The sequence below is a fragment of the Acinetobacter sp. WU_MDCI_Abxe161 genome (genome assembly GCF_025514355.1).
Lineage (GTDB): Bacteria > Pseudomonadota > Gammaproteobacteria > Pseudomonadales > Moraxellaceae > Acinetobacter > Acinetobacter pittii_E.
In genome coordinates this window covers 310,509-332,426 of sequence record NZ_JAHPTU010000001.1, presented here as the reverse complement: position 1 = coordinate 332,426, position 21,918 = coordinate 310,509, and the positions used below count along the sequence as shown (strand labels likewise).

Genomic DNA, 21,918 nt, shown 5'->3' with positions numbered 1-21,918 from the left:
CCTCTTTTCATCAGTTAAAGTGATAAAAGAGGCTTTTTGTATGCGGAATAATATTTGAATTTATCTTTTACTCAAAGCCAATTTCAAAGCAAACAACACAAAAATACTGCCCGTAATCCGGTCCATATATTGCACAAATTTGGGTTGCTTAAGATAACGTGATAGTGGTTGCATGGCTAAAATTAATAAAATTGACCATACTATTCCAATCACCACATGAATCATCACAAGTCCCATCACCCAAGTCACAGCCGATGCTTGCGGCGGAATAAATTGTGGAAGAAATGAAATATAAAAAATCCCAACTTTCGGGTTAAGTAAGTTACCTAAAAAACCTTTAATGAACCAATTCTCTGAAGTAGAGCGATTTGAATGACTTTCTTGTGTGTCTGCAAGTTGGCTTCGGGGTTTTAAAATCATATTTAAACCCAGCCACGCGAGATATGCTGCTCCCATCCATTTTAGAATATTAAAAGCTAAATCAGATGCCATGAGTAAAGCCCCTAAACCACAAGCCACCACAATTCCCCATGCAATACAGCCAAGGCTAATACCTACTGCTGTTTGAAATGCTTTAGATTTACCTTCCAGTGTAGCGGTGCGAATAATTAAAGTCGTATCCAGACCAGGGGTAAGAGTAAGTAATGTAATCGCAATTAAGTAAGGAAGAAGTATGGTGGTCATGACAGCAGATTTCCGACAAATACTTGAGGTGAATTGTAATATATAAGGTTATTCATCGTTATGCTGTGTGCTATCAAATTTTCCTGATTCAATAGTTTTTGGTACACTCAAAAAAATGAGTAAATAAATGGAGAGCAATTTGGATTTTGCATTACAACTGCTCTCGATGTGGTTAAAAGAAAGAAAAATTCAGAACCAGTCTGAGCATACAATTACGGCTTATGAAAGAGATGTGAAAAGCTTTCTTGAGTTCTGTGAACAAAAACAACTAGATTTAAAAAATATTGAAGCTTCAGATTTAAGAGAATATTTGGCTCAGCGTGTCGAGCAAGATCAGTTGAGTTCAAGCAGTATGCAACGTCATCTCACCTCAATTCGTCAGTTCATGAAATGGGCGGAACAAGGTAAATATTTAGAAATTAATCCGACTGACGATTTTAAATTAAAGCGTCAACCTAGACCTTTGCCGGGTATGATCGACATAGAAACAGTCAATCAAATTTTAGATCAACCTATGCCTGAAAAACCCGTTGATCAGCAATTATGGTTAAGAGATAAAGCCATGCTCGAGTTACTTTACTCAAGTGGTTTACGTCTGGCTGAATTGCAGGGTTTAACAGTTAAAGATGTAGATTTTAATCGTCAACTGGTACGTATTACAGGTAAAGGAAATAAGACCCGTATTGTACCGTTTGGAAAAAAGGCAAAAGAAAGCCTATTGAATTGGTTGAAAGTTTACAAAATTTGGAAAGGGTATTTTGATCAAAACGATTCTGTCTTTATTTCTTTACGAGGCGGAGCGCTCACCCCAAGGCAAATCGAAAAAAGAGTAAAGCTTCAAGCTCAACGGGCTGGTGTAAATGTCGATTTACATCCGCATTTACTGAGACACTGTTTTGCTAGCCATATGCTATCAAGTAGCGGTGATTTGCGTTCGGTACAAGAAATGCTAGGTCATAGTAATTTATCTACGACACAAATTTACACCCATATTGATTTCGATCATTTGGCGCAAGTTTATGATCAAGCCCATCCAAGGGCACATAAAAACTAAAAGTTAAAAATAGACCGAATAAAAAGATAATTAAATTGGGAAGTTTTAGAGGAATGTAGAGATCATTTGTCTTTTTTTACAAATTTGTTTAATAGAAATAGCTAAAACAGCCTAATTGACCATTTTGATCTTTGCATATTTTGTCGACGACTGAGTCTAAAAAACCTTGAATTTAAGGTTTTTAAACGTAATCTTATGTTTCTAGCTATTATGCTAAATAAGATAAAAAGATAATAAAAATCAATGTATAAAATAGAGTTTAAAAAGAATAAAATAGCTTTTAATAGTAGTCTAAATTTTTTTTATGAACTGATGATTTCATTTTTTTTGTGCTGTTCCAGAAAATTGTGACTTGACCGAAATGCCAAACACATTGCAAGATAGGGTACCTAAAAAATTTTAATTGAAGAGTTAATATACTTTTCTCAACATTTACTTTTGCTAGAACAGCCGAGGATTACATGAAGGCTCTTGTTGCTGTAAAACGCGTGGTTGATGCCAACGTTAAAGTTCGTGTTAAGCCGGACAATAGTGGGGTTGACCTAACTAACGTTAAAATGTCAATTAACCCATTTTGTGAAATCGCAGTGGAAGAAGCGGTTCGCTTAAAAGAAAAAGGAACAGTATCAGAAATCGTTGTTGTTTCTGTAGGTCCTAAAGAAGCTCAAGAACAAATCCGTTCTGCAATGGCTCTAGGCGCAGATCGCGGTATTTTAGTTGAAACTACTGATGAAATTGGCGCTTTAGAAGTTGCTAAAATTTTAAAAGGTGTTGTTGACGCTGAAAAACCAGAACTTATCCTTCTTGGTAAACAAGCAATTGATGATGACTCTAACCAAGTAGGTCAAATGCTTGGTGCTTTACTAGGTGCTGGTCAAGGTACATTTGCTTCTGAAGTGAAAGTTGATGGCGGTAAAGTACAAGTAACTCGTGAAGTTGACGGCGGTTTACAAACTGTTGAACTTACACTTCCTGCAATCATCACAACTGACTTGCGTCTGAACGAGCCACGTTATGCAGCATTGCCTAACATCATGAAAGCTCGTAAGAAGCCACTTGATACTAAATCTCCTGCTGATTATGGCGTTACAGCTGGTACTAAGCTTAAAACTGTTAAAGTTGAAGCTCCGGCAGAACGTAAAGCTGGCGTACAAGTGAAATCTGTAGATGAGCTTGTTGAAAAATTGAAAAATGAAGCGAAAGTGATCTAATACGGAAGGATAAAATCATGAGTATTTTAGTTATCGCTGACCACAACAACCAAGTACTTAACGGTGCTACTTTAAACGTTGTTGCTGCAGCACAAAAAATCGGTGGTGATATTACTGTATTAGTTGCTGGTTCTGGTGCTCAAGCAGTTGCTGATGCTGCTGCTAAAGTTGCTGGTGTAAGCAAAGTTTTACTTGCTGACAACGCTGCTTATGCAAACCAGTTAGCTGAAAACGTAGCTGGCTTAGTTGCTGACTTGGCTAAAGGTTACAAATACGTATTAGCTGCTTCTACAACAACTGGTAAGAACATTCTTCCACGTGTTGCTGCTCTTCTTGATGTGAGCATGATCACAGATATTATTTCTGTTGAATCTGCAAACACATTCAAGCGTCCTATCTACGCTGGTAACGCGATTGCAACTGTTCAATCTGACGAAGCAATCATTGTTGGTACTGTTCGTGGTACAGCATTTGATCCAGTTGCTGCGGAAGGTGGGTCAGCTGCGGTTGAAACAGTTGGCGAAGTAAAAGATGCAGGTATTTCTAACTTCGTATCTGAAGAAATCGTTAAACTTGACCGTCCAGAATTAACTGCAGCGCGCATCGTAGTTTCTGGTGGTCGTGGTGTAGGTTCTGGTGAGAACTACCATAAAGTACTTGATCCATTAGCTGACAAGCTTGGTGCAGCACAAGGTGCTTCACGTGCAGCAGTTGATGCGGGCTTTGTACCTAACGACTTCCAAGTGGGTCAAACTGGTAAAATCGTTGCGCCTGAGCTTTACGTTGCTGTAGGTATCTCTGGTGCGATCCAGCATTTAGCTGGTATGAAAGATTCTAAAGTTATTGTTGCAATCAACAAAGACGAAGAAGCGCCAATCAACAGTGTTGCTGACTACTGGTTAGTTGGTGATTTGAACACTGTAGTACCTGAATTGGTATCTAAACTTTAATCTTTATCGATTAAAGTTAAAAAACCCTTAGTTTTTACTAGGGGTTTTTTTATTGTGGGTAGTGTCCTGAAATGTATAAGTGAGACTTTTAGCTCATTTGAGGTTTGATTTTTATAGAATAAAAATCACATAGTTTTACGAAGATGAGAAGATGCTCGTTATATCGATATGATAAGAATAATATGCAATTAAATTATACAAATATCACTAGATTGGCGGTGTAGATTCCGCACATTACAAAGTGCTTTTATGCTATAGTATACAGCTATATTTTTTTCGATTTTAGTTCAGTTTCCGGAACTAAATTTTTTGCAAGATCAAGACATATAAGCAGATGGAAATTTCTATCTGTAAGAAGGAGTATGCATGAGCGTATCGGAAATCCGACCGATTGCCATTGAGGACGAACTCAAGCATTCATATTTAGATTACGCGATGAGTGTAATCGTATCTCGTGCATTGCCGGATGTGAGAGACGGTCTTAAACCTGTTCACCGTCGTGTGCTATATGCCATGCACGAATTGGGCAATGACTATAACAAAGCCTACAAGAAATCTGCACGTGTTGTTGGGGACGTAATCGGTAAATATCACCCTCATGGTGACTCAGCTGTTTATGAAACCATTGTACGTATGGCTCAGGACTTTAGCTTACGTTATTTATTGGTAGATGGTCAGGGTAACTTCGGTTCGATTGATGGTGATAGTGCAGCTGCGATGCGTTATACCGAAGTCCGTATGACTAAGCTTGCACACGAGCTTCTTGCAGATCTAGAAAAAGACACGGTTGATTGGGAAGACAACTACGACGGTTCTGAGCGTATTCCTCAGGTACTTCCGACACGTGTTCCTAACTTGTTAATTAATGGTGCTGCTGGTATTGCCGTAGGTATGGCAACTAACATGGCACCACACAACATGACAGAAGTTGTGAATGCATGTTTGGCCTATGCTGACAATCCGAATATCTCTATTGAAGGATTGATGGAATACATTACTGGTCCTGACTTCCCTACAGGCGGTATTATTTACGGTAAATCAGGCATTGTTGATGCCTACCGTACAGGTAAAGGTCGTTTACACATTCGTGGTAAGTACCATTTCGAAGAAGATGAAAAGACAGGTCGTACAACCATCGTCTTTACTGAAATTCCATATCAAGTAAACAAAGCAAGGGTTATTGAACGTATTGCCGAGTTAGTGAAAGAGAAAAAACTTGAAGGTATTTCAGAACTTCGTGATGAATCTGACAAAGAAGGTATGCGTATTGCAATTGACTTAAAGCGTGGCGAAAACGCTGAAGTGGTTGTAAATAACTTATTCTTAAATACCCAGCTTGAAAACTCATTCAGCATCAACATGGTTTGTCTAGACAATGGACAACCAAAATTGATGAATCTGAAAGATATTATTGCGGCATTTATTCGTCACCGCCAAGAAGTTGTGACACGCCGTACTATGTTCGAACTGCGTAAAGCACGTGAACGTGGCCATATCTTAGAAGGCTTAACAGTTGCTTTAGCCAATATCGATGAAATTATTGAAACCATCAAAACTTCTGCTAATCCTGCTGAAGCGCGTGAGCGTTTACTTGCGGGTGAGTGGGCAGGTGGTGGTGTTGTTTCATTACTTGAAAAAGCGGGTGCTATTTCTGTTCGTCCAGATGAAATCGAAGGTGAAAACCCAGATCGTCCATTTGGTTTAACTGAGTCGATTTACCGCTTATCGCCAACACAAGTAGGTGCAATTTTAGAATTACGCTTACATCGCTTAACTGGTCTTGAACAAGACAAATTACATGCAGAATATACTGAAATTTTAGGTCAAATTGCTGAACTTACGGCAATTTTGAATGATTTCAATTTATTGATGGCTGTAATTCGTGAAGAGTTAGCACTTGTACTACAACAGTATGGTGATGGACGTCGCACTGAAATTATTGAATCACGTATTGATTTTAGCCGTGAAGATTTAATTCCTGAAGAGCAAGTTGTATTAACAGTATCACAAACAGGTTATGCAAAAACTCAACCACTTTCAGACTATCAGGCTCAGCGCCGTGGTGGACGTGGTAAGTCTGCAACCTCAATGAAAGATGATGACTTTATTCAACATCTCATTGTGGCTTCAAACCATGCGACTGTGCTTTGCTTTACCAATGTAGGTAAAGTATATCGTCTTCGCGTGTTTGAAGTGCCTCAAGCATCACGTGGTGCCAAAGGCCGTCCAATTGTGAACTTGTTACCTTTAGATGCGAATGAAACAGTAACAGCTATCTTGCCGTTAACTGAGTTCCCGGAAAACCATTACGTATTTATGGCGACAGCGTCAGGTACGGTTAAACGTGTTGATTTAGAGCAATTCGCTAATATCCGTTCAAATGGTTTACGCGCAATTGAACTCAATGAAGAAGATACCTTAATTGGTGTTGCGATTACTGATGGTAATCAGCAAATCATGTTGTTCTCGAACGAAGGTAAGGCAATTCGTTTTGCTGAGACTGATGTGCGTGCAATGGGTCGTACCGCGAAAGGTGTTCGTGGTATGCGTGTAAGCTTTGCAAGCAGTATCTTAAGCGAAGAAGATGCGGAAGTTGAAAATGATGATTCTGATGATAGTGAAGATTCAGCAGATCTAAATCTAGTAAGCCGTATCGTATCGCTTGTAGTTGTACCTGAGACAGGTGAAGTACTGTGTGCAAGTGCCAACGGTTATGGTAAGCGTACTCCTGTAAATGACTTCCCAACCAAGAAACGTGGTGGTAAGGGTGTCATTGCGATTAAGACAAGCGAACGTAACGGTGAGCTTGTTGGTGCAGTTTCTATTGATGAAACCAAAGAGTTGTTACTTATTTCTGACGGCGGTACATTAGTTCGTACTCGCGCAGCAGAAGTTGCAATGACTGGTCGTAATGCACAAGGTGTACGTCTGATTCGTTTAAGCGAAGAAGAAACTCTAGTGGGCGTTGTGTCTATTGAAGCTGTTGAAGATGAAGAAGAGTTTCTCGAAGGAGAAGTTGATACTTCAGATGTAGATGGTGAAGATGCAGTTTCTACGAATGACGATGTGTCAGAAGAGTAAGTAGAAATTAAATAAAAAAGGAAGCGTAAGCTTCCTTTTTTTATTTTATAAAGACGTTTTTTTAACAATCCGATAATAGGCTAAGCTTCCCAATAATAATCCAATGGTTCCAAGAAAAATCAGTTTCGGTACAACTGTCGCTAAGGGAACACCCATCTGGTTAAGTTGCACAAACATTTGTACCGCATGTGTGGAAGGTAAACACCACGCCAACCATTGTAACCATTCAGGCATTGCTTGATGAGGCCAAGCAGCTCCAGTGAGTAAGAATAAAGGTACTGAACTAAACACAATAATATGTCCGGCACGCTCTTGCATATCTAAAAGTGAGCCGATCAACATACCTAGTCCAATCACACAACTAATAAAAATTGGGACAGCAATGAGTAGACCTATAAAATTTCCACCGTGTGGATAGTCATTGAACCACAGAGTAAAACCAAAAAGATAAAAACAGCCTAAGCAGCCAATAGTCAATATACTTGCGAAAATTCCAGCAAAGCGAACAGTTGTAATTTTTTCATGTTGTTCACGGTAACTTGCAATTAGCATTGCTAAACCGAGCACAATCGTTTGATGAATAATTAACGATGCTACAGCCGGAAAAATATAACTTCCATATCCTGAAAGTGGATTAAATAGCGGTATTTGATGAATAGAAAGCGCTGGTTGGAAATGCGTGCGTTGTCCGAATTTTTCAATATATTCTTTTAATGTAGCTTCAATTGAGGTTGCTAGACCTAAACCAATTTCTTTAGTTTTTAAAAAGTTAGTTGTACTTAGATATAAGCCAATTCCACCAGTTTCTCCTCGGCGTAAGCTTTGAGTTAGGTTGTTTGGTAAAAGTAAAATACCATCAGCTTTTTGCTCACGTACCATTTGTTCAGCTTGTAAAAAATTGCTTGTAACGGTCACAATATGGACATGCGGGCTATTTGCACTTTGGCCGATTAATTGAGAAGTTAAGAGGCTTTGCTCTTCATCAACAATCACAATAGGAATAGATTCTGCACGCTCAGCTTTATAGGCAGTAGGATAAAAAAAGCTATAAAGAATGACCGATAAAATCAGAGTCGTGAAAACTGAGCTATTACTTACAATATCTTTAAATGTTTGCCCATACGCTTTTAAGAATTCTTTCATTGGGTTGCTCCCTGAACTAATTTTTTAAGTAATAGACAACTTAAAAAGAAATAAATCAGGCAATAACCCAAGAGTATTAAAAAAGGAATCATAGAAATAAAAACTGGACTGCCGATCACCCATTGTTCGGTTTGCAATTTGGCATAAGGAGTATAAGGAATAATGAGTGACCAAAACTTGGTAAAAATAGGGGCATTATTCAAAGGTAGCGTGACGCCTGCAAAACTTAAAGAAGACCCGCCATAGACTGCAATAAAGCCAAAAGTTTTACTTAAATTTTTGGTCGCAAGAATGACCGTGCTGCTAATCAAAGCATAAGCAAAATAAAGTAGGAACTGTGCGCATAGCAATAGACTAAGAGAACCTGCTACGAACCAGCCACGGATTTCAATTAGCCAGAACATCCATAGCCATGTCCACGCACAAAATATAAGGCTATAAAGCAGATTTTTAGCCAATAAGCCTTGAACAAAACTTTCTCGGTTTACCCATGTTGTTAACGTGCCACGTTTCAGTTCTTGTCCAATAGCAAAGGCAACACAACAACATAATAATAAGTGTAATACCGCTGGAACCATGAAAGGTTCTAAATAAAATTCATAGCTCATGCTTGGGTTGTAAAGCGTTGAGATTTTGACATGAGCGGTAGGTACATCTAAATAGGGAATACTATTTGCAAGATAACTTTGACCTGCATAATCTGCTAAAGCATTGAGTGTACTGACCAGCATTGCAGAGGAAATCGTGTTCCCGACACTAAAAAAAGACTGGTTAAATGCAATGCTGATTTGAGCATCTTGCGCTTTTACAAAACGTTTTTCAGCGCCGTCTGGAATGAAAACATAACCCCATATTTTGGTTTCATTAAGTAATTGTTCAGCCTCAGTAGAGCTTGCCGTAATTGTCTTAATATCTACCGTATGATTTAAAGAAAGATATTTTTCAATATTACGGCTAAGTTCACTTTGGTCCTGATCAATAATTGCAATCGGTAAATGTTCAGCTTTACCTGCGTAAAACATGCTGCTAAACATAAAAATGATAAAAGCAGGGATAAGTGTCACCATACACAAATCCCATTTATTGCTTCTTAGATAGTTTAGTTCACGTAATATACTGGCAAACATGCTTTATTTTTCTTCTTTAATTTTAAATAGAACGCTCATGCCAACCTTTAAATCTTTGACAGGACTTTCAGGCACCAAATGTAATTTGAAGCTACGAATATCATAGCCTCCGGTTTGGCGAGTCGTTTTAATGGTGGCAAATTCACCTTCAGCATCAATATTCTTAATTTTAAAATTTACCTTCTGATTAAGAGCCGGAATGAATCCTTCAAGGGTTTTGTTTTTATAAACAGAGGCGTATTGATTTTCACCGACGTTTAAACTTACCCATAAATCATCATCTTCTAAAATGCTGACAACAGGTACACCCATAGCGACTAATTCAGAAGGCTTACCGTAAGTTTTTGAAACTGTACCTGAAATCGGAGAGAGTAAGCGTGTTTCTTCCTCTAAAGCTTTTGCTTCAGCTACCGCAGCTTTTGCAATTTCAACTTGTGCATCTGCTGTAGATTTTTGCTGGCTGGTACTTCCACGTTTTGCACGAGCATATTGTTGATAAGAGGCTTCACTTAATTCTTGAGCAGAGGTCTGTGCTGCGAGCATTTCATCTCGTCTTTGACGCGAAATTACCCCTTGTCTATATAAATTTTCCCCACGTTGGTAAGTGGTTTTTGCAAGATTTGCTTGCGCTTTGGTGCTTTGCCAGTTGGCATAAAGGGTATCGATATTTTCTTGTTGAGAACCGCGATCGACCGTAGATTGAAATGCTAAAGCTGATTGTAAGGTAGCCAAGGCTTGTTGCTTTTTAGCTTCTATTTCAGGGCTAATCAAACGAACAAGTGGCTGACCTTTGGAAATTTTCTGGCCTTCTTGTACATAAATTTCTTCAATACGACTCGGAACTTTTGTACTTACGTGAATAGTTTCAGCTTCAACACGGCCTTGTAGTTCAATAGGTTTCGGCTGATAGCTTTTCCATAGACCAAAAATAATTAAACCTAATAAGGCAATGATGATCAGGCCAATAATCAGTTTGATTTTGGAATTTTTAGGAGGATTGGTGTCATTTTTATTTGTATTTGTTTCTTGCTGATCACTAGCTTGATCATGTTTTGGAGCTTGGCTATTTTCTGCCGTATTCGCAGCAGGAGAATCTTGTTCTGAATGAGCTGAGTCTTGATTCATTTTATACTCCCCTTAACGAATATAGTCGGTATGTGGTTGATTAACGTAAGCTTTAAACTGGTCAATTGAGCCATGACTTTGCAGTAAAGTTGCAAGTGACATGACATATTTATAAGCATTTAAAGCCATTTCAGTTTTTAACGCACTTAATGCATTTTGCGCATCAATCACTTGGGTTGCTGTGCCCATTCCTTCGCGGAAAGAAAGTTCTTGAATACGTAGGTTTTCTTGAGCAGCATTTACGTTTCTTTGTAAAAGCTGATGACTTTGCTGAGCAGAGTTAAGCTCGTTATATGATTTATTCAAAAGAGCTTCGATCTCTTGTTTGGTTCGTTCAGTCATGAGTTCAGAAGCGTAACGCTTTAATTCGGCGGCATGAATATTCTTATTTTTGTCTACACCAGAAAATAGATTGTATTTTGCCATTACACCCACAATCCAGTTTTCATTTTCATCAAGCGCATATTCTCCAAAGGCAAAAAGACTTGGTTTTTTTGCAGCTTGTTGAGCTTGAATATTTACATTAGCCAGCTGAGTATCCATTTGCATTTTTTGTACTAAGCTAGATTTTTGCGAATAACTGGTTAAAAGTGATTCTAGAGTTTGGCTTGGTGTATTGTTTACAAATAATGGGGTACTTAAATCCACATTATTTTGTTGATGTAAAAGATTATTAAGGCTAAAGCGACTGGCATTTAAGTTGGCTTGAGCATTTTGTAAAGTACGTTCCGCATTATTACGCGCTACTTCAAACTGCATGCGTTGCCCTTTGCTAATAAACCCTTGTTGCTCGAGCTTTAGGGCATTGCTGTAATGTTTTTGCATAGCATTAAAGTTAAATAGGCTACTTGCTACCAATTGCTGTTGTAATTGAACATTGAAATAACTTTGTACAACTTCAAATCGCTGTATATCTTGCTGTTGTTGGCTTGAAAGTTCCGAACGCTGTGCTTGGATATTTGCTATTTTTTTAGCACTGCTGGTTAAGCCGCCTGTATAGAGTGGCATAACAACTGAAATAGAAGGGCGTACAACCTGATCTTCAATGGTCAGATTTGCATAATTTGGAAAACGATTTACACCATCATGGATAGTTTGGTTTGCGCCTTCCTGGACTTGCCCCAGCACATCTGATGGAATGACATTGTTCCACTGTGAAAGTTTATCATTTAGCCCTTGGCTTAAATCATTCTCAAGTTTTTGTTTAAAAGAACCCAGAGGTACATCTGTTTCACTGTGAAAAGCATATGCTCTGACATTTAAATCAACTCGAGGTAATCCGAGGCCCTTGACTGCTTCAGCTTCTAATTGAGACGCTTGCTGCAATGCTTGATTGGCTTGAGTACTATATGAACTTTTCAAAGCTTGTTGTTCTGCTTCGGCATAACTTAAACTTTCGGCATATAAATGATTAGTAAAAAAAAGACTTAAAGCCAAAGCAAGATGTTTTGGTTTAAAAGGAAAGGGAAAAATAGACTGTCTATATCGATGTGTTGGCATTTTAAATAACAATTTTTGGCATCCCTTATAGTTTAAATTTCTTGTTATTAAATTCAATTATCATCTTGTTTATTATACATTTGTATAAAAACATGGCGGTTTTTAGCTCCTTTAATTATTGAATTTACTAAGCCAATATTTTTGTAATAGCTATCAAGGTATGTGAAATGATAATCACAAGTCAAGTTGATCTTTTTGCTTAAAAATTTTTTAAATGAGGGAAGGTGGTCATTTAAGCTAAAGAAATAACTGCCACAATAATTGAAAAAATAAACCTAAATACAGTCCAGCATTGAAATATTTACTTGAGAAGCTGCTGCAAGCTTAAGCAATCTGTGGTTAAATGCCATTTTTATTGTGTTTGACTTTATACAAGGGAAAAATCATGCGCGCGTACAATTTCTGTGCTGGTCCTGCTGCATTACCTACTGCCGTTTTAGAAAAAGCTCAACAAGAATTGTTGGATTGGCAAGGTAAAGGTCTATCCATCATGGAAATGAGTCACCGTAGTGCTGACTATGTTGCTGTAGCTGAAAAAGCTGAGGCAGATTTACGCAAGTTAATGAATATTCCAGAAAACTATAAAGTACTGTTTTTACAAGGCGGTGCGTCATTACAATTTTCTGCGATTCCTTTAAACCTTTTAGGTAAGAACAGTAAAGCCGACTATATTCATACTGGCATCTGGTCTGAAAAAGCGTTAAAAGAAGCAAAACGTTATGGCGATATTAATGTTGTAGAAGCTGGTATTAAAGTAGACGGCAAGTTCGCAATTTCCGAACAAAGCGAATGGAATTTGTCTGATGAAGCAGCCTATGTACATTATGCAGATAATGAAACGATTGGTGGTCTACAGTTCGCAGGAATTCCTGATGTAAAAGCGCCACTTGTTTGTGATTATTCATCAAGTATTTTATCTGCTCCATTAGATGTGACCAAGTTTGGTCTAATCTATGCTGGTGCGCAAAAAAATATTGGTCCTGCTGGTTTAACAATTGTCATTATTCGTGATGACTTACTTGATCAAGCTAAACCAGAAATTCCAAGCATTTTAAAATATGCTGACCAAGCCAAAAATGGTTCTATGGTAAATACACCATCGACTTATGCATGGTACTTGTCTGGTTTAGTATTTGAGTGGTTGCTAGAGCAGGGTGGGGTAGATGCGATCCATAAAGTGAACCTTGAAAAAGCTCAATTGCTCTATGGTTATATCGACTCAAGTGATTTCTACAATAACCCGATTGCCATTCCAAACCGTTCAATTATGAATGTACCGTTTACTTTGGCAGATGAAGCTTTAGAAAAGCAATTCTTAAAAGAAGCGGAAGCTAATCACTTGTTGAATTTAGCTGGACACCGTTCTGTAGGTGGTATGCGTGCAAGTATTTATAATGCCGTACCATTAGAAGGTGTACAGGCTTTAATCAACTTTATGGATGATTTTGCAAAGCGTAATGGTTAAGCAAAACAAATAAATAAAGCCCTCAAATGAGGGCTTTATTTATTGAAGAAGTTATAAATTAAAAAGGCACTAAACCAAACTGGTGCATGAATATGGCAGCTAAGAACATACCCAAGACAAAAAAGCAAAACGCACCAGTATCGACCTTTACACGCAGGCTACTGGATTGAATGAGGCTGGTAGTTTGTTCGGGTATAATCTTCATTCAATAACCTAATTATTAAAATATTAGTGAAATTCAATTAGTTTCACCCTTTTTAGCACAAATAGTCGCCTGAATCCAGATATTACCGCGAATATATTCGCCAATATTAAAGTTTTTATACAAATCGTTTTTGGTTGCAATGCGCACTAATATGGCAGGAAGATCATCTTCTAAAACCAAAGTAACATCATAAAGGGTATATTCTTCCCCCATAAACGTCATAGAAGTTTTGCCAACAATATTACCTTGGAACCATGCTTCATCTTCTTGACCAAGATTTTCACCGTATAAATAAGCAACCATTTTAGAAAAATCAACGGTTACAGGTTCTTGATCTTCTGGAGTTTTTGGTTGCCACTCATTAATGAGTTCCTGTAGGTTTTCAGGAGCAACACCATTATGTTCAGTCAAAATTGCATTTAATGCACGGTGATGTTTAATAGAAGCAGGATCATCAACAATAATTTTTTCGCCTGCTGGAACAGGTTCTAATTCATATGCCCATGCATTAAATTGGACTTGATAGTTTTGATTTTTGTCATATTGACAGTAGTTAACACTAAATAAATTATCAAACGCATAAACAGTTGTATTTTTATTTAGTCTTAAACTTAACACGGCTTGTGTCGCAGAGTCGCAAGTAATGATGCGTTCAATTTTCGCATTATATTGATATGGACTTTCAAAACTTGGGAAGGCTGTTTTAAGCGCGCGAGGTTTTTGGTTTTCAACAGCAATAATTTGGTTGATGGTAACCTTTTGATCTTGTGGACCTTGAATAAGCCAAAAAGATGGGTCCATGTCTTCTTCATGTTCACACAAACCCATTGGCATTACAGGTGCATCAAGTGCCAGTCCTAACCATTTTGGTACATCTGTTTCGGGATGGGACGTCAATAGATTCCAATGTTCTCCATGACTACCAAAATTTTGGTCATTTACTTTAATAACTTCTGGACTGTTTTGATTTTTCATAAGCACGATGCTGTTGGGTTCACATTACTTGTTATATTAAATCGAGGGTATTTGCTATTTTTCAAGTCACCATATGTAAATTCTCTTGTAAAAGCGCGTATTTAGTCATTTAAAGAGAAATACTACTTTTATTGATAAATTAAAAACAAACCTAATCTATAAAAACTTCAATGTTGAAATTAAAAATAAGTTTAATGTTTATTTCTACTCACCTTAGAAAAGCATCTGTTAGACTAATATTTTTAGTGGAAATAGAGAATAACTTGCTGCCATTTAAACTATGGGTAGACGCAGACGCCTTACCAAAAATTTTACGCGAAGTAATTTTACGTGCATCAGATCGTTATCAATTAGAAGTTATTTTTGTTGCCAATCAAAATGTTGGGATTACGCCTTCTGTACGCATTAAATCAATACAGGTTTTAAGCGGCGCCGATCAGGCAGATAAAGAAATAGTCGAGCGTATGGTTGAAAATGACATTGTCATTACGCAGGATATTCCACTGGCAGCTCAGGTGATAGAGAAAGGCGGAGTGGCTATTCATCCGCGTGGTGAAGTTTATACAACTGCGAATGTTAAAGCACGTTTACATCTACGTGATTTTATGGACACGCTTCGTGGCGCGGGTGTGCAAACTGGTGGACCGCCTCCTATTTCCGAACGAGATAAACGTGAATTTTCAAGTTCATTAGATCAAACGATTTTAAAGCAAAAACGTAAAACAGCTAAGTGAGCATCACATGCCATCGCAAACCAATTTGGCTTTAACCTATGCATTGTTAGTGTTTATCTGGGCAACAACTCCTTTGGCAATCGTCTGGAGTGTGTCAGATCTACATCTGATGTGGGCATTGTTATTACGCTTTTTTATTGCATTGCCTTTGGCAGTCATCATATTGCTAATTTTAAGAACACCTTTTCCGACTCATCGGCAAGCAGTACATAGTTATATAGCTGGTTCTTTTAGCTTAATTGGTTCTCAAATTTTCACCTATGCCGCGACCCAATATTTAAGTTCAGGCATGATTGCGCTTATGTTTGGTTTGGCACCTATTATGGCGGGGCTTATTGGTCGGTTTGCATTTGGCCAACAACTTTATAAGCTGCAATGGTTGGGCATGGCAATTGCGGTCAGTGGTTTAGCTATTATTTGTTTGAGTGGTGCAAATCAGCATGTGCATCCGTTTGGTATTGTTCTTATGCTGATCAGTGTGTTTGTTTATTCTTTTTCAATTTTCTGGGTTAAGAAAGTTAATGCACAAATTCAGCCGATGGCTCAGGCAACAGGTTCTATTTTAGTTTCTTCTATTTTTGCTAGTTGTTTTATCCCATTTATTTGGCAATATGCACCGACACATTTACCAGAAGCCAAGTCTTTATTTGCCTTAATTTATACGGTACTTATGGCCTCACTGGTTGCCATGTTCTGCTATTTCAAACTTATACAAAATATTCAGGCAACGACTTTATCTCTAACGACAGTAATTACGCCAATGATCGCTATGTTAATTGGGGCAGCTTTAAATCATGAGCAGCTTTCAATTATGGTTTTTGTCGGTGCTTTCATTATCTTGTCTGGACTCTTTTTATATTTCTATAAAGACATTCAAGCAAACCGGAACTTTGCTCAACATATGAAGTCTAAATAGGAGAAGATTTGGGTAATTTGTTGAGCTTATTCATTAAATTGTTCTAATTCGTAGCGAAATGCATGATCAAATTGATCTCCTAACTTAAGTAGTAGAAAATAGCGCAGCAATATCATATTAGGATTGTTAAGGATAAGTCAGAACTTACTGATTTTTAAACCTTAATACAGCATCTAACGGTATGGTCAAATAGTCGATGTGGGTGCAATTTGACATCAACATCTTTTATTTTCCATCAATGACCTTGGATTTAGAAGGTATGTTTAAACCAATCTCACTGTATATAGGGTTGAGATATACTCGCGCAAGACGCAGTAATCATTTTATTTCTTTTATTGCATTGGTTTCGATGGTCGGTTTGACACTCGGTGTCGCTGTATTGATTACGGTACTTTCTGTCATGAACGGTTTCGATCGCGAATTGAAAAACCGTGTGTTAGGAATGGTGCCGCAAGCGACAGTTTCATCTACACAAATCCTGACGGATTGGCCTGAGCTGGTGAAGCGAGTTGAACATCATCCACATGTAACTGGGGTCGCACCTTTTACGCAATTGCAAGGTATGTTAACTGCGCAAGGGCAAGTCGCTGGTATTATGGTGACGGGTATTGACCCAAAATATGAAAAGAATGTTTCTATTATTCAAAATCATATTGTTGCCGGAAGCTTAGATTCACTTAAAAAAGGTGAGTTTGGTATTGTGCTTGGTAAAGATATGGCTGACTCATTAGGCTTACGTCTAAATGACAGTGTGACATTGGTTTTACCAGAAGCAACCCCATCTCCAGCAGGTGTAGTACCGCGTTTCAAGCGTTTTAAAGTGGTTGGTATTTTTAGTGTAGGCGCTGAAGTTGACTCTATGGTGGGTTATATCGCCCTATATGATGCTTCAACCTTATTACGCTTACCAGATGGTGCCCAAGGTGTTCGTTTAAAACTAGATGATATTTTTGCAGCGCCACAAGTTGCCGATGATTTGGTAAAAAGTTTACCAAGCAATTTCTATGCAACGAACTGGACTTATACGCATGGCAATTTGTTTAATGCCATTCAAATGGAAAAAACTCTAGTTGGTTTGTTGCTTGTACTTATTATTGTGGTTGCAGCATTTAATATTGTTTCGTCATTGGTCATGGTTGTAACTGATAAAAAATCAGATATTGCAATTTTGCGTACTTTAGGCGCTTCGCCATCAATGATTACTAAAATATTTATGGTTCAAGGCACCGTGATTGGTGTGATTGGTACCGTTGCAGGTACGGTTTTAGGTGTTATTTTAGCTTTAACCATTAGCGATATTATTTCATGGTTTAACAATGTGTTGGGCTTAAATCTATTTGATGCTTACTTTGTGCATTACCTTCCATCTTATTTAAGATGGCAAGATGTGACGATTATCGTGATTGTTTCTTTACTTTTAAGTTTCTTGGCGACTATCTATCCGGCGCTTCGTGCTGCCAAAGTTCAACCTGCCGAGGCTTTGCGCTATGAGTAAAATTGTTTTAGAAGCGAAAGAAATATACAAACATTTTGATGACGGTAAATCTAAAGTTGAAGTCATTAAAGGTCTTTCTTTACAAGTTGAGGCAGGGCAGTTTGTTTCGATTGTGGGTGCAAGTGGTTCAGGTAAAAGTACTTTGCTTCATGTGCTAGGTGGTTTAGAGCAACCAACTCAAGGGCAAGTATTCTTAAATGGTCAGCGTTTTGATAATTTAGGTGAAGCCGAGCGTGGTTTTCAACGCAACCAATACCTCGGTTTTGTTTATCAATTTCACCATTTATTACCTGAGTTTTCTGCGCTTGAAAATGTAGCAATGCCTCTTATGCTTCGAGCAGATAGCCAATTTAAATCGGTAAAAGCACAAGCTGAATATTTACTTGATCGAGTTGGGTTATCTCATCGTATGGACCATAAGCCAGGTGAGCTTTCAGGTGGTGAGCGCCAACGTGTGGCTTTAGCGCGTGCTTTAGTCACTAAACCTGCGGTTGTTTTAGCAGATGAGCCAACAGGTAATTTAGACCGTAAAACAGCTCTAGGTATTTTTGAGTTACTGACCGATCTTAAGAAAGAACTCAACATGGCTATGCTCATTGTGACCCATGATGAGCATTTAGCTCAGGCAGCAGATTCTATTTTGCATATGCAAGATGGACTCTGGGTGAGTGGTTCTTAAAAATTGTCATTAAATCACATTGTTAAAGCCCAGTCAGTTGGGCTTTAATTTTGCCCCTAAAAAGATAATGATTATGACGTTGAATGTTAAAATTTATTTTAATGGGGTGGATTGGTGGTATTGCATTTATGGGGATAAATATCCCTCTCATCATGCAATATGGTTGGATCGGTAAAGTATTACTCGTTATAGGTTTTATTTTTTATGTTTTTAAGGGGCATACATTTTTAAATCGGCCCATATTAAAAAACATTTACTGTCTAGTCTGCACTATTAGTCTTTTTACTATAGGACATCAATATGCTCAGAATGCCTTAAATGAAAGATTACAACTCCGACAAATGCAGCCTAAATCTTTAGATATAGTTGTGTATGTAGACCGCATAAGTGAAGAAAAACAAGATAAGACGCAGCAAACCGTTCAGGTACTAGGGCAGTCCTTACGTCCCGTTAACTGGCTATTATATTTAAAAAGCCAAAAAGTAAACTCAGCGATAGATGAACCAAAATTACAATTAGGTCATTACTATCGAATTTCGGGTAAAACCAGACCAGCTCATAGCTATGCAGTGGCAGGAGCTTTTGATCAAGAACAATGGTTTATTCAGCGAGACATAATGTCTGGTTTTAGTGTTCAGCATATTGAGTCTTTAAGCTCTGATGAAATTTATCGGTTGGGTTATCAATATCATTTAAAAGAGCAACAAAAGTTTTTTAACAGACAAAAATTAAGTATAGAAAAATTGCGTCTAAAATTTAGATTGATGCTACAAAAATCTCCTTTGCAAAATAAAGGGTTATTATTAGCTTTATTAACAGGGGACGAAAGTCTCTTAAATGATGAGATTAAAAATCAATTTAAGGAATTAGGAGTCTCTCATTTGTTGGCGATTTCAGGGCCTCATGTGCTCATTTTTGCCATCATGTTGTCTTGGGGATTACATCAATCAGTACGGCGTTATTATCCGCAGCTTTATTTGTATCAGCCTAAACAAATTTGGGCCATGATTCCATTATGTTTCGGTGTTTTGATTTATACGGCATTTGTTGGTTTTGAAATTCCAGCCTTAAGAACTTTACTTTCAGTATTTTTATTTGCTTCTTTATTATTGATCAAGCTGCCTGTTAAGCCATTTTCACTGTTAGTTTATAGTGCAAGTCTACTTTTATTTTTTGATCCATTTAGTGTTTTATCGGCAGGTTTTTGGCTCTCTTATGGTTCTTGCTTTATTTTACTGCGTATTTATCAAACTATAGAACAAGCTCCAAAACTAGTTCCAATGAGTCTGTTATCTAGAATCATTCTTTTCGGCAAAATCTTAATTGATTCTCAAGGCAAAATATTTATTGCTCTATGTCCTTTAATGCTGGTTTTCTTTCAACAGATTTCATGGGTTGCGCCTTTTACAAATATTATTGCGGTGCCTTTACTCGGAGGGGTAATTGTTCCTTTAAATATTTTTGCTGCTTGTGTATGGCTTATTTTTAATCCTATTGGAAATTTATTTTTTCAAATTAATGATGTCCTGATTAGTATAGTACTGACATGTTTTGATCTTTTAGAAAAATTATCATTACCATTACAAGGCTTTAGCCTGACAACACTTGATTTAGTTTGCCTTAGCTTCGTTATTATTATCTTATTTTTACCGCGTGGGGTTTTACCAAAATCTTGGGGACTCATATGCTGTTTACCCTTGGTTATTCCGAATAAGTCGTCCCAGCAAATTCAATTAAATATTATAGATGTGGGACAGGGGCAAGCTATTTTCTTGCAACATCCAGAGCAGACATGGCTCATCGATACAGGTGGTTCTTATGATGAGAAGGCTTTTAGTATTGGTCAAAATGTGGTGATTCCATATTTACGTCAAAAGGGAATTAGACAACTGGATCACGTCGTACTATCTCATCTCGACCAAGATCATAGCGGAGCATTTCCTTCTATCGCTCAGGCTTTTCCTATTAAACAAGTCATATCAAATGAATTATGGAAAGAACAGGTTAAAGAACCTTTTACTTATTGTCATCAAGGGCAAAAATGGCAATATCCACAATTAGATATTGAAGTCCTTTGGCCTAAAGAAAAAGATTTAAATTTAGTTCCTTCAAATCAAAACCAATATTCTTGTGTGGTTTATATTCACTTAAAACAGATAAATGGTTATCAAAACTATTTAATTATGGGGGATGCAGGATGGGAAGCAGAATATCAACTTATAAAGGAATATCCTGAGTTAAAGGTAGATGTTCTGGTATTAGGACATCATGGAAGTAAACATAGTTCAGCTTATGACTTTCTAGCGAATTTAAAGCCAAAGCTTGTGGTGGCCTCCGCTGGTTTTAATAATCGATATGGACATCCAAGCAAAGAGGTTTTAGCGAGAATAAAAGCACTTCATATTCCATTTAAAAGCACAGTTGAACAAGGAACATTAAGCTTTGTATCTCGCAAACATGAGATGGTTTTATATACTCGACGTTTCGAGCGTACTTGGCTTCACCGGAATTTGTGAAGCTTCTGCTTTAAGCTTAGCAATGATTTGTAACGCTTCATCTGGATCAAGATTATAAATATTATCTAAAGCAGGATTTGCTTTAAAACGTTTATAACTCCAGTGATAGTGTTCAGGATAGTGCTGGATCAGTTGTTCAATGGCTTGATGAATAACAAAGGTTCCATCATCGGCACTACCTTCGTAAATCTTCTCATCCATAGGCTCAATATGCATCGTAAAGCCATCGTGTTCATTACGAATCGCGTAAAGGAATAATGCTTTGGCTTTGGTTTTTTGGATGAGCTTGGCACTTAAATTACTTGACGCAAGTGGCACACCAAAATAATTGATCATATCCCCACCAACATTAGGTGTATGGTCGGGCAGAATTACAGTGGTTTCGCCTTGTTTTAATGCTTTAAAAATTTGTCTAACACCAGTTTCATCGGTAGGAACCAAGTTGGCCTGTTCGCGACTACGTGCTTCTCGAACAAAACGGTCTGCATCTACATTTTTTACTGGTTTGTATAAAATAGTCATTGAAGTGAATTGGGCACACCAAGCATTCATAATTTCCCATGTGCCAAAATGTGGAACAATTAAAACCACACCTTTTTTCGCTGCTAGTGCTTCATGAAAGTAATGTTCACCCTCAATATGGTGAATTCTTTCGATATTTTTACTATTTGACGAGCCCCAAATACTTAAAAACTCAAAGTATGAGGTTAATTCGTTACGTATAGCTTGTTGTGTAATATCTAGTCGTTGCTGCGGTGTTAAATGCGGAAGTGCAATTTGTAAGTTAAGTTCTATACTTTTTGATGTTCTAGTAATTTTTAAAGTATTAACTAATCCTGCCAACATACGGGCAATAAAACGTCCAAATTGAATTGGCTGACGGCTAAAAGTTCTGAGTAAGTAATAGTTCATGCTTTTTACATCTAGTTTGGTCATCTATCGCGGTAAAAAGGAGGCAACAAGTAAAAAAAGATAAAAATATTATAAATGAAATCATATAATTTAGACAGTTTTTATCAAATCAACGTATATAATGACATCATTTTAGATTGATTTGG

At 37.6% G+C, this 21,918-nt stretch carries 17 protein-coding genes and 1 pseudogene; 10 read left to right on the top strand and 8 right to left on the bottom strand.

Features of this window, described 5'->3' with window-relative positions; all coding sequences use genetic code 11:
- Positions 1-60: 60 nt before the first annotated feature.
- Entirely contained in the window at positions 61-684 is a 624-nt protein-coding gene (locus tag KTI78_RS01595; protein ID WP_262444989.1) for a LysE family translocator, read from the bottom strand.
- Positions 685-850: 166 nt separating this feature from the next.
- On the opposite strand from KTI78_RS01595, the gene xerC reads away from it, so the two are divergent.
- The 4 genes from xerC (at position 851) to gyrA (ending at position 6,980) form a co-directional block, all read left to right on the top strand.
- The gene (xerC, locus tag KTI78_RS01590; protein ID WP_262445026.1) at positions 851-1,738 is read left to right on the top strand and encodes a tyrosine recombinase XerC; all 888 of its coding nucleotides are present in this window, start codon (positions 851-853) and stop codon (positions 1,736-1,738) included.
- 461 nt (positions 1,739-2,199) lie between these two features.
- The gene (locus KTI78_RS01585) at positions 2,200-2,949 is read left to right on the top strand and encodes an electron transfer flavoprotein subunit beta/FixA family protein (RefSeq protein WP_016140229.1); all 750 of its coding nucleotides are present in this window, start codon (positions 2,200-2,202) and stop codon (positions 2,947-2,949) included.
- Between the two features lie 17 nt (positions 2,950-2,966).
- The gene (locus KTI78_RS01580; protein WP_016140230.1) at positions 2,967-3,899 is read left to right on the top strand and encodes an electron transfer flavoprotein subunit alpha/FixB family protein; all 933 of its coding nucleotides are present in this window, start codon (positions 2,967-2,969) and stop codon (positions 3,897-3,899) included.
- Between the two features lie 366 nt (positions 3,900-4,265).
- Positions 4,266-6,980 carry a DNA gyrase subunit A gene (gyrA, locus tag KTI78_RS01575; protein ID WP_016140231.1) on the top strand — a complete coding sequence of 905 codons (2,715 nt, stop codon included), beginning with the start codon at positions 4,266-4,268 and terminating at the stop codon, positions 6,978-6,980.
- A 45-nt stretch (positions 6,981-7,025) separates the two neighbouring features.
- Here gyrA and KTI78_RS01570 read toward each other — a convergent pair whose 3' ends face one another.
- Genes KTI78_RS01570 through KTI78_RS01555 form a run of 4 tightly spaced genes read right to left on the bottom strand, consistent with a single transcriptional unit; the run spans position 7,026 to position 11,875 of the window.
- Positions 7,026-8,123, bottom strand: a complete 1,098-nt coding sequence (locus KTI78_RS01570; protein WP_224991525.1) for an ABC transporter permease — start codon at positions 8,121-8,123, stop codon at positions 7,026-7,028.
- Positions 8,120-9,250, bottom strand: coding sequence for an ABC transporter permease (locus KTI78_RS01565; RefSeq protein ID WP_239967146.1), 1,131 nt, complete (start codon positions 9,248-9,250; stop codon positions 8,120-8,122). The genes KTI78_RS01570 and KTI78_RS01565 overlap by 4 nt, the downstream gene beginning before the upstream one ends.
- A 3-nt stretch (positions 9,251-9,253) precedes the next feature.
- Positions 9,254-10,375 (bottom strand): HlyD family secretion protein, encoded by a 1,122-nt coding sequence (locus KTI78_RS01560; RefSeq protein ID WP_262444988.1) that lies wholly within the window; start codon positions 10,373-10,375, stop codon positions 9,254-9,256.
- A 12-nt stretch (positions 10,376-10,387) separates the two neighbouring features.
- Positions 10,388-11,875 carry a TolC family protein gene (locus tag KTI78_RS01555; protein WP_262444987.1) on the bottom strand — a complete coding sequence of 496 codons (1,488 nt, stop codon included), beginning with the start codon at positions 11,873-11,875 and terminating at the stop codon, positions 10,388-10,390.
- A gap of 385 nt (positions 11,876-12,260) precedes the next feature.
- Between KTI78_RS01555 and serC the strand changes: the two genes are divergently transcribed.
- Complete coding sequence (gene serC / locus KTI78_RS01550) at positions 12,261-13,340, top strand: 3-phosphoserine/phosphohydroxythreonine transaminase (RefSeq protein WP_262444986.1); 1,080 nt, start codon at positions 12,261-12,263, stop codon at positions 13,338-13,340.
- Positions 13,341-13,578: 238 nt separating this feature from the next.
- On the opposite strand, the gene KTI78_RS01545 is transcribed toward serC, so the two are convergent.
- The gene (locus KTI78_RS01545) at positions 13,579-14,520 is read right to left on the bottom strand and encodes a hypothetical protein (RefSeq protein ID WP_016140237.1); all 942 of its coding nucleotides are present in this window, start codon (positions 14,518-14,520) and stop codon (positions 13,579-13,581) included.
- Between the two features lie 245 nt (positions 14,521-14,765).
- On the opposite strand from KTI78_RS01545, the gene KTI78_RS01540 reads away from it, so the two are divergent.
- Together KTI78_RS01540 and KTI78_RS01535 are read left to right on the top strand one after the other, a co-directional pair.
- Positions 14,766-15,254 carry a YaiI/YqxD family protein gene (locus KTI78_RS01540; protein ID WP_262444985.1) on the top strand — a complete coding sequence of 163 codons (489 nt, stop codon included), beginning with the start codon at positions 14,766-14,768 and terminating at the stop codon, positions 15,252-15,254.
- Between the two features lie 7 nt (positions 15,255-15,261).
- Positions 15,262-16,170 carry a DMT family transporter gene (locus tag KTI78_RS01535; RefSeq protein WP_262444984.1) on the top strand — a complete coding sequence of 303 codons (909 nt, stop codon included), beginning with the start codon at positions 15,262-15,264 and terminating at the stop codon, positions 16,168-16,170.
- A 29-nt stretch (positions 16,171-16,199) separates the two neighbouring features.
- Here the strand turns inward: KTI78_RS01535 and KTI78_RS17650 are convergent.
- Positions 16,200-16,280: pseudogene (locus KTI78_RS17650) on the bottom strand (PilZ domain-containing protein); the annotation flags it as partial.
- A 149-nt stretch (positions 16,281-16,429) separates the two neighbouring features.
- Between KTI78_RS17650 and KTI78_RS01525 the strand changes: the two are divergent.
- The 3 genes from KTI78_RS01525 to KTI78_RS01515 all read left to right on the top strand — a co-directional run bounded on the left by KTI78_RS01525 (position 16,430) and on the right by KTI78_RS01515 (position 20,860).
- On the top strand, positions 16,430-17,665 hold the full coding sequence (locus tag KTI78_RS01525; RefSeq protein ID WP_004790618.1) for a lipoprotein-releasing ABC transporter permease subunit: 1,236 nt from the start codon (positions 16,430-16,432) through the stop codon (positions 17,663-17,665).
- A complete protein-coding gene (gene lolD, locus KTI78_RS01520) occupies positions 17,658-18,344 on the top strand; it encodes a lipoprotein-releasing ABC transporter ATP-binding protein LolD (RefSeq protein WP_002118798.1) in 687 nt (228 codons plus the stop codon). The genes KTI78_RS01525 and lolD overlap by 8 nt, the downstream gene beginning before the upstream one ends.
- Before the next feature lie 83 nt (positions 18,345-18,427).
- Positions 18,428-20,860 carry a DNA internalization-related competence protein ComEC/Rec2 gene (locus KTI78_RS01515; protein ID WP_262444983.1) on the top strand — a complete coding sequence of 811 codons (2,433 nt, stop codon included), beginning with the start codon at positions 18,428-18,430 and terminating at the stop codon, positions 20,858-20,860.
- Here the strand turns inward: KTI78_RS01515 and KTI78_RS01510 are convergent.
- Positions 20,813-21,796, bottom strand: coding sequence for a lysophospholipid acyltransferase family protein (locus KTI78_RS01510; protein ID WP_239975149.1), 984 nt, complete (start codon positions 21,794-21,796; stop codon positions 20,813-20,815). The two genes, KTI78_RS01515 and KTI78_RS01510, sit on opposite strands and share 48 nt — an antisense overlap.
- Positions 21,797-21,918: the final 122 nt, after the last annotated feature.